We start from the raw sequence: 10,966 nt of genomic DNA, 5'->3' as shown, positions 1-10,966 counted from the left end.
CCCACGCCGTCCTCATCCCCGAAGTGCCCTTCGACGTCGAAGAACTGTGCACCATGATCAAACGCCGCTTCCAACGCGGCCACGCCAGCTTCATCGTCGTCGTCGCCGAAGGCGCCAAACCCGCCGACGGCACCATGGAACTGCGGGTCGGCGGCACCGACGAATTCGGCCACGAACGGTTCACCGGCGTCGCCCACCAACTCGGCGTCGAGATCGAAAAACGCATCAACAAAGAAGTCCGCACCACCGTCCTCGGCCACGTCCAACGCGGCGGCACCCCCACCCCCGCCGACCGGGTCCTCGCCACCCGCTACGGCGTCAACGCCGCCGACGCCGCCCACGCCGGCAAAACCGGACAGATGGTCTCGTTGCGGGGCACCCAGATCGGCCTCGTCCCCCTCGCCGAAGCAGTCAAACAACTCAAACGCGTCCCCCGCGACCGCTACGACGACGCCGCCGAATTCTTCGGCTGAACCGATCCTCCGGCGGCACCGCCGGACTCAGCCCACGGCCTTGAGCGCGCTGGAGACCGCGGCGTTGACGGCGACGACCAGCGGCACGTCGAACTGCGGCTGCAGCCGCAGGGCGGACGGCGACAGCGGCCCGCCGCCCATGATCACCGCACGGGCACCGTCCTGATCCACCGACTGCCGTACGGCCTCGCGCAGCGCCACGTCGAGGGCGTCCGGCGACTTCACGAGCTCCGTCGCATCGCCGGGGGTGACGCGGACGCCGCGGTACTGCGCCAGGAGCCCGAGCTCGGCCGCCTTCTGCCGGAAGGACTCCACCAGTGCAGGATCCGACGTCACGGTCGCGATGCCGAAGGCGCGGCCGCCCCGACCCGCCTCCCGGAAGGCCTCGGTGCCGATCCCGAAGACGGGGACCGAGACCGCCGCGTCCAGGTCGGCGAGCCCGGGGTCGCTGAACGCCGAGACGATGATCGCGGCGACGCCCGGCTCCTTCGCCGCGGCGACGCCGCGCTCGACCACGCCCCGCGCCGCCGTCGCCATGTCCTGCTGCGTGGTCAGCAGCGCCGGGGCCCCGTCGTTGGTGACCCCGACGATCCTCGCGGCGCCGCGCGCGTGCTCCGTCGCGAGCTCGACCATCGAGGCGGTCGCGCTCGCGCTGGAGTTCGGATTGATGAGCACGATCGTCCTGGTCGGCGCGGGTGCCGCCGACGAGCTCGGCATCGCGCCGTCGCCGCCGCTCCCGCAGCCCGTGACAGCCAGCGTCACCGCGAGGATCCCCGCCGCGAACGCACCGTTCCGCACCGCCATGCCGCACCTCTTCCCGCCGGCGTCGCGCCGAGCATCAAATTCCGTTATGCGGAATGTACGCTCCGGATCGCGGCGAGTCCGACGAACGCGCGTTACCGTCGCGATCGCACATCCGGAAGGAGATGCGCACCGCGCCCCGGACGGACAGCCGTGACGATGGGGACGGGGTGACCCGCCCCCGCGATTCTCGACGGCAATGCGTCTGCGATCCGTTCGGCCGCGGCCGCGGGCGCCAGGGCGATGACGGTGCCGCCGAAGCCGCCGCCCGTCATCCGGGCGCCGTACGCCCCGAGCTCGACCGCGGTGTCGGCGATGAGGTCGATCGCGGGGACGGTGATCGCGAAGTCGTCGCGCATCGACGACTGCGAGGCGGTCATCAGCGCGCCGAAGGCGGCATGGTCCGCGCGCCGTAGCGCGGCCGCGGCGTCGAGCACGCGTCGGTTCTCGGTGAGCACGTGCCGGGCGCAGCGACGGGTCTCCCTGTCCTCCAGCGACTTCCAGGCGTCCTCCGCGGCATCGCGTAGGGCAGCGACACCGAGCCGCGCTGCGGCGGCCTCACACGCCTCGCGCCGTCGCCGGTACTCCCCCGCCGCGTGCTGATGCGGCGTGCGGGAGTCGATGGCGAGCAACACGTCGTGGTCGAGGCGCAGGGGAACGGGATCCACGGCCAGCGTGCGGAAGTCGAGCAGCAGGGCGGTGTCCTCCGCACCGTACATGCTGCTCATCTGGTCGAGCAGGCCGGTGGGCGCGCCCACGTAGTCGTTCTCGGCACGCTGCGCGAGCCGGGCCACGACGGTGCGGTCCATCGCATCCGCCCCGGCGGCCACGACCAGCGCCGGCAGCACGGCGCACTCGAGGGCCGCGGAGGACGAGAGTCCCGCCCCCACCGGCACGTCCGAACGAAGCCGGAGCGTGCCGGCGGGGACGTCGACGCCGTGCTCGCGGAGCGCCCACACGCACCCCGCGACGTACCCGGCCCAGCCCCGCACCCCGCCCGGGCGGGTGTCCAGCGGGACCGCGACGGCGCCGTCCTCCTGGGCGGAGGTGACGTCGATCGTGGAACCGCCCGAAGCCGGATCGAACTCGGCCACCGTCCCGACCTGCAGCGCGATGGGCAGCGCGAAGCCGTCGTTGTAGTCCGTGTGCTCCCCGATCAGGTTCACCCGCCCGGGGGCGTACGCGCGCACCGTCATCCGATCACCCGGCGCAGCTCGTCGGCGATGGCCTCCGGCGTCTTGTCCGTGACGAAGGCATCGCGGCCGGACTCCGAGCCCGCCAGGTACTTGAGCTTGTCCGCGCTGCGGCGGATGGAGAACAGCTCGGCGTGCAGGTAGCCCTCGGCGGAATCGGATCGGTACTGGTGCCACGAGGCGATGTACGGCAGGGGCGCGTCGTAGAGCGCGTCGAAGGCGCGGAGCAGCACCAGGTAGACCGCGGCCAGGTCGTCGGCCTCGGCGTCGGTGAGATCGGACAGGTTGCGAACGTGCCGATTCGGGTAGACGTGCGCCTCGACCGGCCATTTCGCGGCGTAGGGCACGAAGGCGGTCACGTATTCGGTGCGGACGAGGATCCGGGTTCCGTCGGCGATCTCGTCGGCGAGCACCCCTTCGAAGAGGTCGGCGCCGTGGTCGGCCCGGTACTGTGCGGCGGTGCGCAGCAACGCGGCGGTCCGGCGGGTGCGGAAGGGATAGCCGTAGATCTGGCCGTGCGGGTGCGTGAGCGTCACGCCGATCTCCTCGCCGCGGTTCTCGAAGCAGTACACCTCCTCGATGTCGCTGCGCGCCAGCAGTTCCGCGGTGCGGTGACTCCACGCGTCGATCACCAGCCGTGCCCGCCGCTGCGAGAGGCCGGCGAAGGAACCGTCGTGATCGCTGGTGAAGCAGACCACCTCGCACCGGCCCAGCCCCGGCCACTCCGCTCGCAGCAGGTCCACCTCCGCCGGCTGGTCCGCCGCGTAGCCGTCGGGCGCAGAGAGGGAGGGGAAGCGGTTCTCGAAGACCACCACCTCGTAGTCCGCCGCGGGGATCTCGCTCGACAGCCCCGTGGGATCGGGGTCGAGCGGACACATGGCCCGCGGCGGCTTATACGTGCGCTCCTGCCTGGCCGGCGCGATGATGACGTTGTCGCCGGTCGTCGGGTCGCGGCGCACGGTGGTCACAGGCACCGTCGGGCGTGCGGGCAGGTCCCGTCGGTCCACACCGATCGACGGCGCACCGTCGGACGAGAAGAAGAGGATCTCGCGGCCGTCGGCGAGGCGGGACGCGGTGGGGGCGACGATCTCGCGGGTCATGGGGCGCCTCCCGGTGCGACGGTGAGCGGGACGGCGGCGGCGAGCGCCTCGCGGGCGGCGACGCCCAGGCCGTCGTCGACGATCAGCGCGTCCGCGTCGGCGAAGCGCGCGAACAGGTGGGCGCCGATCTCGCCGTACTTGGTGTGGTCGGCGAGGAGCACGGTGGACCGGGCGCTGCCGATGAGGCGCCGGTTCGTCTCGGCCTCACCGATGTTGGGCGAGGTGAACCCGGCCGCGGGATCGATCCCGTGGCAGCCGAGGAAGGCGAGGTCGCAGCGCACGCGCTCCAGCATGGCGTTCGCCACGGGCCCCACCAGCGCGTCCGACGGGGTGCGTTGCCCGCCCGTCAGCTGCACGTCCGCCGCCCCGGTCGGGTCGGCCCCGGCGTCGTCGGGGTCGGTGAGCACGTGGAAGATCGAGATCGAGTTGGTCACCACCGCGACGCGGCGGCCGCGCAGCAGCCGGGCGAGCTCCAGGGTGGTCGTCCCGGCGCCGACCGCCGCCGTCATCCCGTCCTCGACGAGAGCTGCCGCGGCCGCCGCGATGGCGCGCTTCTCCGCGGTGTCGCGGACGGCCTTCTGCGCGGACCGCGGCTCCACGCCCCGTCCGGCCCGGGCGCCGGGCAGGACCGCCCCGCCGTGCACCTTGGCGAGCTCGCCGGCCTCGTCGAGCCGGTCGAGGTCGCGGCGGATCGTCATCTCGGAGACGCCGAGCTCGGCCGCGAGGTCGATCACCCGGACGGAGCCGTGGGCGGCCGCCGCCTCGAGGATCATCCGGCGTCGGTCAGCTGCGAGCACGCCCCACGCCCATCACTGCCCACGCCTCGAAGGCGATGGCGACGAGGACGAGGGCACCGCCCACCCAGAGGTTCGCGGCGCTGCCCGCCGCCATGTCGACGCGGTCGGGCGTGTGCGCGAACTCGCGGGCACCCAGCTCGGCGAACGACGGCACGAGGCCTGCGATCAGGAGCAGGACGCCGTAGATCCCGAGCAGGGCCGCGATGACGGTGCGGATGTCGGACAGGAGCGCCAGCTTCGTGGACTTCTTCGCCGGAGCGGACGCGGTTCCGTTGTCGTTGGTCATGGTTCAGCTCCTCGTCAGTGGAAGATCAGGCCGAGTACGACGGTCGTGGAGAGCACCGCGGCACCCAGGGGCACGGGGCGTGAGTACCAGGGCGCGGCGCCGTCGTCCTCGCCCCGCAGGGTGGCCTTGTCGGTGAGCGAATAGACGTAGCCCGCGAGCTCGGATTCGGGCTTCGGTTTCGTCACGGCGGAGACCAGCACGGAGACCACGATATCGACCACGAAGGCCGCCGATGCGGCGACGAAGGCCATGCCCTGGCCGGGCAGGTCGATCACGCCGGTCTTCTGCAGGATGAAGACGCCGATCGCGGCCAGCGTGCCGGAGACGAGGCCCACCCAGCCGGCGGTGGGCGTCATCCGCTTCCAGAACATGCCGAGCAGGAACGTCGCGAACAGCGGCGCGTTGAAGAAGCCGAACAGCGTCTGCAGGTAGTCCATGAGGTTGGAGTAGCCGGCGGCGATCGTCGCCGTGCCGATCGCGAGGAACACCGCGATGACCGTCGCGACCTGGCCGACGCGGATGTAGTAGGAATCCTCGCGGTCCTTGACCACGTACTGCTGCCACAGGTCGTAGCTGAACACGGTGTTGAACGCGGAGACGTTGGCCGCCATGCCCGCCATGAACGACGCGATCAGGCCGGCGACGGCCACGCCCAGCAGACCGTTGGGCAGGATGTCGCGCATCATGAGCAGCAACGCGTCGTTGTAGGTGACACCGTCCGGCGCGCCGTTGTTCTTGAGGTTGATCATGTCGCCGATCGCCGCGGCGCAGATCATGCCCGGCACCACGACCACGAAGGGGATGAACATCTTCGGGATCGCGCCGATGATGGGCGCGCGCCGCGCCGCCGACATCGAGTCCGAGGCCATGGCGCGCTGCACCTCGACGAAGTTCGTGGTCCAGTAGCCGAAGGAGAGCACGAAGCCGAGGCCGAAGACGATGCCGACGACGGACCAGACCGGCGACTCGAAACCGCTGAGCGCCTGTCCGGGCCAGGTGTGCAGCTGATCGGAGACGGTGGCGGTGACGCCCTTGTCGGAGCGGGTCTCGATCACCTTCTCCTTGAGGCCGCTCCAGCCGCCGATCTTGATCAGGCCGATCACGGTGAGCGGCACCAGCGCCGCGAGGATCACGAAGAACTGCAGGACCTCGTTGTAGATCGCGGCGGAGAGGCCGCCGAGCACGGTGTAGGTGAGCACCACCGCCGCGGCGACGAGGAGCGAGACCCAGTGCGGCCAGCCGAGCACCACGTTGATCACGGTGCCGAGCAGGAACAGGTTGACGCCGGCGATGAGCACCTGGGCGACGGCGAAGCTCAGCGAGTTCACGAGGTGTGCGCCGGTGCCGAAGCGCTTGCGCATGAACTCGGGGACGCTGCGCACCTTCGAGCCGTAGTAGAACGGCATCATCACGATGCCGAGGAAGACCATCGCCGGGACGGCGCCGATCCAGTAGTAGTGGAAGGTCGACATGCCGATCTGGGCGCCGGTGGCCGACATGCCCATGATCTCGACGGCGCCGAGGTTCGCGGAGACGAAGGCGACGCCGGTCACCCAGGCCGGGAGCCGCCTGCCCGAGAGGAAGAAGTCGAGGCTGGAAGCGACCTGCGTACGGGCCAGGTACCCGATGCCCAGGACGAACACGAAATAGATCGCGACCAGCGTGTAGTCGAGCAGTCCGACGTTGAGTCGGAGTGCGTTGTCGGCGAGGAGCATCGCGCCTCCAGGGGGTCAGGGAACGAATTCTCACGAAATTTAACAGAGACGCACATCTGGGCTGAGTGTTTCTGTGATTATGCGTGCGAAATCGATCGGGGCACGTGGTCGGGCGCGCGATACCCTCCGGACATGCGCATCGTCGTCTCCGGCACCCACGCGAGTGGGAAAAGCACTCTGATCACGGACTTCGCCGCCGTGCGCCCCGGGTACGAGGTGCTCCCCGACCCGTTCGAGGAGCTCGAGGAGTCGGCGCTCGACCTCGATGCCGGAACGTTCTACTCCCAGCTCGTCCTGGCCGCCGCACGCCTGCGCGGACGTCGTCCCGGCGACCGCGTCATCGCCGAGCGCGGGCCGCTCGACCTGCTGGCCTACCTGCGGGCGCTCGACGACCTCGGGCGCCCGACGCGGTCGCCGGGCCTGCTCGACCGCGGCGCCGCCATCACCGCGCGGGCGATGGCCGCGGTGGGCCTCCTCGTCCTCCTGCCGTTGCACCATCGCGACCCGATCGAGGTCGGTGACGACGAGGATCCCGAGCTGCGCCGCGCGACCGACGCCGCGCTGCTCGACCTCGCCGACGACCCCGCCCTCACCGGCGGCGCCCGCATCGTCGAACTCGCCGGGTCGCCCGAGGATCGCCTCGCCCGGCTCCTCGACGCCGCACCCTCGATCTGATCAGGCGAAGAACCGCGTCGCCGCGATCTCCGCACCCGGACCCGGCAGCAGCGTGTCGGCCTGCAGGTGCGCGCCGAAGTACGCGGCGTCGGGGTCGCGGACGACGGCGCGCGCGTCGCCCGCCTGGGCGAGCGCCCTGCGGACGAGCTCGTCGAGGGCGAAGACGTCCGGACCCGCGACCTCGGTACGGCCGCCGGCCGGCGCCCCGAGCGCGGCGCGCACGACGGCCGCGGCCACGTCGTCGGACGAGATCGGCTGGATGTTCGCGCCCGGCAGGCGGACGACCCCGTCGACCTCCGAAGCGGCGGCGATACCCGGGACGAACTCGAAGAACTGCGTGGCCCGGACGATCGTGAACGGCATGTCGCCGGCCTCGATCAGCTCCTCCTGCGCGATCTTCCCGCGGAAGTAGCCGCTCTCCTCGAGCCGCTCGGTGCCCACGACCGACAGCGCCACGTAGTGGCCGACTCCGGCCGCTCGCGCCGCGGCGAGGAGGTTCGTCGTGGCACCGGTGAAGAACTCCAGCACGGCCGCGTCCTCGAACGACGGTGAGTTCGCGACGTCCACGACGCCGTCGGCGCCCGCGAGCGCCGCAGCCAGTCCCTCGCCGGTCACCGCGTTCACGCCGGTGCTCGGGGCGCCCGCGACGGCCTCGTGCCCCGCCGCGGCCAGTCCCGCCACCACCTTCGACCCGATCAGCCCGGTACCGCCGATCACCACGAACGTCGCCATGTCCTCGTCCTCTCGATCCGGCCCGAACCGTTCGGGCCTCCACACCAAGGACCGAACGGCGCGGCGATCTGTGACCGTCAGGCGAAATCGGCCAGCTTCTCGGGGTTCATGACCCACATCAGGCGCGTCAGGCCGGCGTCCGAGGCCGTCGGGCAGAGCAGCGCCACGGGCGCACCGTCGACGCTGAAGACCGCGCCCGGCAGGCCGTTGACCTCGACGATCCGCGCGGACGCGTCGGACATGAAGCGCACGGAGAAGCCTGCGACGAAGCGCGCCACGGCGTTGTCCCCGACCACCGGGCGACGCCCGGCCCGACGCGCGCCGCCGCCGTCGGTCTCGCTGACCACGTCGGCCACGAGCACGGCCTCGAGCCCCGCGACGTCGCCGGCGTGCGCGGCGGCGAGGAAGGCGTCGAGCAGCACGCGGACCCGCTCGCGGGTGGCCGTGGTGCGCCGCTCCCCCGCGACCTGGGTGCGGGCGCGGCTGACCAGCTTCCGCACGGCGGGCTCCCGCATCTGGAGGATCTCCGCGATCCGCGGGTAGGGGTGCTCGAAGTCCTCGCGGAGTACGTACGCGGCGCGCGCCTCGGGCGAGAGCCGCTGCAGTACGTGCACCACGGCGAGCTCCAGGGCCTCCGCCCGCTCGGCTCCCAGCGCGGGGTCCTCGGCCGTGTCGACCGGCGTCGGGAACCACTCCCCGACGTACTGCTCGCGCCGCGCCCGCGCCGACTGCGCCAGGTTGAGCGCGAGGCGGGTCACCGTCACCACCAGGAACGCCTCGGGATCGCGGACTGAACCGTCGTCGGCGCCGCGCCAGCGCAGCCACGCGTCCTGCACCACGTCCTCGGCGTCGGGCGCGGACGCGAGCACCCGGTACGCCACCCCGAACAGGCGGGGCCGCAGCGCCTCGAAGACGCCGTCCCGATCGCTCACCGCCGAAACGGCTAGGCCAGGTCGTCCTGGCGCATCAATTGCCGGGCGGCCTCGGTGACCGAGCCGGACAGCGACGGATACACGGAGAAGGTCTGCGCCACGTCGTCGACCGTGAGGCCGTTCTGCACCGCGACGGTGAGCGGCAGGATCAGTTCGGAGGCGTTGGGCGCCACCACGACTCCGCCGATGACCAATCCCGTGTTGGGGCGGCAGAAGATCTTGACGAAGCCGCGCCGCAGGCCCGACATCTTGGCGCGCGGGTTCGTCGCGAGCGGCAGCATGACGGTGCGGGCCTGGTACGTCCCGTCGTCGATCGCGGCCTGCGAGACGCCGACGGTGGCGATCTCCGGGCGGGTGAAGATCGCCGACGAGACGGTCTTGAGCTTCACGGGCGAGACGCCCTCGCCGAGCGCGTGGTACATCGCGACGCGGCCCTGCATCGCGGCGACGGAGGCCAGCGGCAGCACGCCGGTGCAGTCGCCGGCGGCGTAGATGCCGGGCACCTTGGTCCGCGAGACCCGGTCGACGGGGATGTAGCCGCCCTTGTTCAGCTCGATGCCCACGTCCTCGAGGCCGATGCCCGCGGTGTTCGGAATCGAGCCGACGGTCATGAGGCAGTGCGAGCCCTCGACGGTGCGGCCGTCGGTCAGGCGCACGACGACGCCGGTCTCCGTGCGCTCCACCTTGTCGGCGTAGGCGCGCTTGACCAGCGACACGCCGCGGTCGAGCAGCGCGTCCTCCAGCACCAGGGCGGCGTCCTCGTCCTCGTGCGGGAGCACGCGGTCGCGGGAGCTGACGAGGGTGACCTTGATGCCGAGCTCGGTGTAGGCGTGCACGAACTCCGCGCCGGTGACGCCGGAGCCGACGACCACGAGGTGCGTCGGGAGCTCCTCGAGGTCGTACAGCTGCCGCCAGGTGAGGATCTTCTCGCCGTCGGGCTGCGCGGACTCCAGCACGCGGGGCGAGGCGCCCGTGGCGACGAGCACCACGTCGGCCTCGAAGGACTGCTCGCCGCCGGACGGGGTCACGACGTTTACCTCGTGATGGGCCATGCCCGACGCCGTGGGTGCGAGGGTCGCGCGGCCGCGGATGATCCGCACGCCCTCCCCCGCGAGGCGGGCGCGGATGTCGGCCGACTGCGCCGTCGCCAGGTCCTTGACGCGCGCGTTGATCCGCTCGACGTCGATCTCGACGCGCTCGAAGTGCAGCTCGATGCCCAGGTCGACGGCACGCCGGGTCTCGGTGCGGATGCCGGTCGAGGCGATGAAGGTCTTCGACGGGACGCAGTCGTACAGGACGCAGGCCCCACCGATCCCGTCGGACTCGATCACCGTGACGTCGCCGCCGTGCGCCACCGCCACCAGTGCTGCTTCGTACCCCGCCGGACCGCCGCCGATGATCACGATGTTCGTCATGGCTGCAACGCTATCGTCCGCGGCCACGCCGCGTGCGGGCACCGTCGCACCAGCGACGTTCTCCCGGACCGGCGCGCTAGAGTCTGACCTGTGCCGATCTACGCCGCCTACGGCTCCAACATGCACCCCGACCAGATGGCCGAGCGCGCCCCGCACTCGCCGATGTCCGGTACGGGGTGGTTGCACGGCTGGCGCCTGACCTTCTCGGGCGAGGACATCGGGTGGGAGGGCGCGCTCGCGACCGTCACCGAGGACCCGTCGGATCCCGACGCCAAGGTCTTCGTGGTGCTCTACGACGTGACCAGCGACGACGAGGTCTCCCTCGACCGGTGGGAGGGCTCGGAGCTCGGCATCCACGTCAAGCTCAAGGTGCGCGTCGAGCTCACCGGCGGCGGCTCCACCCTGGCCTGGCTGTACGTGGTCGACGCCTTCGAGGGCGGCCTCCCGTCGGCCCGCTACCTGGGCGTCATGGCCGACGCCGCATACATCGCCGGCGCCCCCGAGGAGTACGTCCTCGACATCCGCACCCGCGAGTCCCGCAACGTCGGCCCCGGCCCGGGCGCCTCCGCCGACGGCCCGGAGTAGAACCGCTCAGGCGGCCTCGGGCCCGCAGCCGGACGGTGCCGGCTCGATCGCCGCCGCCAGCCGCCGCAGCGCCCGGGCCAGCCCGGGACGCAGGCCCCGTCGTCCGGGTGCGACGGTGCGCCCCACCCGGTTCCGCCGCTCCCGGTCGAGCGCCGAACGGTCGTGCGCGTCCGCCATGCGGGCGTAGACTGCTGCCGTCGGAGGATCCGCCGTCAGGTTCCAGTGCTCTCGGTATTCGCTCATACCCCGAGCACACACGAAC

13 protein-coding genes are annotated in these 10,966 nt (G+C 71.7%); 3 read left to right on the top strand and 10 right to left on the bottom strand.

Annotated elements, in window-relative coordinates:
• Positions 1 to 473 (top strand): 6-phosphofructokinase (locus LB823_RS17075; RefSeq protein WP_224649141.1); only part of this gene is annotated, 473 nt, incomplete at its 5' end.
• A gap of 27 nt (positions 474 to 500) precedes the next feature.
• Here LB823_RS17075 and LB823_RS17070 read toward each other — a convergent pair.
• From LB823_RS17070 to LB823_RS17045, 6 genes are all read right to left on the bottom strand, one after another.
• Positions 501 to 1,277 carry an aspartate/glutamate racemase family protein gene (locus tag LB823_RS17070; protein ID WP_224649138.1) on the bottom strand — a complete coding sequence of 259 codons (777 nt, stop codon included), beginning with the start codon at positions 1,275 to 1,277 and terminating at the stop codon, positions 501 to 503.
• A 92-nt stretch (positions 1,278 to 1,369) separates the two neighbouring features.
• Positions 1,370 to 2,470: a galactokinase gene (locus tag LB823_RS17065; protein WP_224649135.1), complete on the bottom strand. Its 1,101-nt coding sequence runs from the start codon at positions 2,468 to 2,470 to the stop codon at positions 1,370 to 1,372.
• On the bottom strand, positions 2,467 to 3,567 hold the full coding sequence (galT, locus tag LB823_RS17060; protein WP_224649133.1) for a galactose-1-phosphate uridylyltransferase: 1,101 nt from the start codon (positions 3,565 to 3,567) through the stop codon (positions 2,467 to 2,469). The genes LB823_RS17065 and galT overlap by 4 nt, the downstream gene beginning before the upstream one ends.
• Positions 3,564 to 4,364 (bottom strand): DeoR/GlpR family DNA-binding transcription regulator, encoded by an 801-nt coding sequence (locus tag LB823_RS17055; protein ID WP_224649131.1) that lies wholly within the window; start codon positions 4,362 to 4,364, stop codon positions 3,564 to 3,566. The genes galT and LB823_RS17055 overlap by 4 nt, the downstream gene beginning before the upstream one ends.
• Entirely contained in the window at positions 4,351 to 4,650 is a 300-nt protein-coding gene (locus tag LB823_RS17050) for a hypothetical protein (protein WP_224649129.1), read from the bottom strand. The genes LB823_RS17055 and LB823_RS17050 overlap by 14 nt, the downstream gene beginning before the upstream one ends.
• 14 nt (positions 4,651 to 4,664) lie before the next feature.
• Positions 4,665 to 6,365: a sodium:solute symporter family protein gene (locus tag LB823_RS17045; protein WP_224649127.1), complete on the bottom strand. Its 1,701-nt coding sequence runs from the start codon at positions 6,363 to 6,365 to the stop codon at positions 4,665 to 4,667.
• A 132-nt stretch (positions 6,366 to 6,497) separates the two neighbouring features.
• Between LB823_RS17045 and LB823_RS17040 the strand changes: the two genes are divergently transcribed.
• Complete coding sequence (locus LB823_RS17040) at positions 6,498 to 7,040, top strand: AAA family ATPase (protein WP_224649125.1); 543 nt, start codon at positions 6,498 to 6,500, stop codon at positions 7,038 to 7,040.
• Here the strand turns inward: LB823_RS17040 and LB823_RS17035 are convergent, their stop codons facing one another.
• The 3 genes from LB823_RS17035 to LB823_RS17025 all read right to left on the bottom strand — a co-directional run bounded on the left by LB823_RS17035 (position 7,041) and on the right by LB823_RS17025 (position 10,119).
• Entirely contained in the window at positions 7,041 to 7,772 is a 732-nt protein-coding gene (locus LB823_RS17035) for an SDR family oxidoreductase (protein ID WP_224649122.1), read from the bottom strand.
• Positions 7,773 to 7,849: 77 nt separating this feature from the next.
• Positions 7,850 to 8,704: a sigma-70 family RNA polymerase sigma factor gene (locus LB823_RS17030; protein WP_224649120.1), complete on the bottom strand. Its 855-nt coding sequence runs from the start codon at positions 8,702 to 8,704 to the stop codon at positions 7,850 to 7,852.
• Positions 8,705 to 8,715: 11 nt separating this feature from the next.
• Positions 8,716 to 10,119, bottom strand: a complete 1,404-nt coding sequence (locus LB823_RS17025) for an NAD(P)H-quinone dehydrogenase (RefSeq protein WP_224649118.1) — start codon at positions 10,117 to 10,119, stop codon at positions 8,716 to 8,718.
• A 90-nt stretch (positions 10,120 to 10,209) separates the two neighbouring features.
• Between LB823_RS17025 and LB823_RS17020 the strand changes: the two genes are divergently transcribed.
• The gene (locus LB823_RS17020) at positions 10,210 to 10,704 is read left to right on the top strand and encodes a gamma-glutamylcyclotransferase (RefSeq protein ID WP_224649116.1); all 495 of its coding nucleotides are present in this window, start codon (positions 10,210 to 10,212) and stop codon (positions 10,702 to 10,704) included.
• Positions 10,705 to 10,710: 6 nt separating this feature from the next.
• On the opposite strand, the gene LB823_RS17015 is transcribed toward LB823_RS17020, so the two are convergent.
• Entirely contained in the window at positions 10,711 to 10,947 is a 237-nt protein-coding gene (locus LB823_RS17015) for a hypothetical protein (RefSeq protein ID WP_224649114.1), read from the bottom strand.
• Positions 10,948 to 10,966 lie beyond the last annotated feature (19 nt).

The organism is Tsukamurella sp. M9C, assembly GCF_020169415.1.
Lineage (GTDB): Bacteria > Actinomycetota > Actinomycetes > Mycobacteriales > Mycobacteriaceae > Tsukamurella.
The sequence above is the reverse complement of the archived record's forward strand: the minus strand, read 5'-3'. Positions and strand labels throughout refer to the sequence as shown.

Excerpts from the sequence above, each read along its gene's own strand:
- LB823_RS17070 (WP_224649138.1), bottom strand. The coding sequence starts at position 1,277 with ATGGCGGTGCGGAACGGTGCGTTCGCGGCGGGGATCCTCGCGGTGACG.
- LB823_RS17065 (WP_224649135.1), bottom strand. The coding sequence starts at position 2,470 with ATGACGGTGCGCGCGTACGCCCCCGGGCGGGTGAACCTGATCGGGGAG.
- galT (WP_224649133.1), bottom strand. The coding sequence starts at position 3,567 with ATGACCCGCGAGATCGTCGCCCCCACCGCGTCCCGCCTCGCCGACGGC.
- LB823_RS17050 (WP_224649129.1), bottom strand. The coding sequence starts at position 4,650 with ATGACCAACGACAACGGAACCGCGTCCGCTCCGGCGAAGAAGTCCACG.
- LB823_RS17045 (WP_224649127.1), bottom strand. The coding sequence starts at position 6,365 with ATGCTCCTCGCCGACAACGCACTCCGACTCAACGTCGGACTGCTCGAC.
- LB823_RS17040 (WP_224649125.1), top strand. The coding sequence starts at position 6,498 with ATGCGCATCGTCGTCTCCGGCACCCACGCGAGTGGGAAAAGCACTCTG.
- LB823_RS17035 (WP_224649122.1), bottom strand. The coding sequence starts at position 7,772 with ATGGCGACGTTCGTGGTGATCGGCGGTACCGGGCTGATCGGGTCGAAG.
- LB823_RS17025 (WP_224649118.1), bottom strand. The coding sequence starts at position 10,119 with ATGACGAACATCGTGATCATCGGCGGCGGTCCGGCGGGGTACGAAGCA.
- LB823_RS17015 (WP_224649114.1), bottom strand. The coding sequence starts at position 10,947 with ATGAGCGAATACCGAGAGCACTGGAACCTGACGGCGGATCCTCCGACG.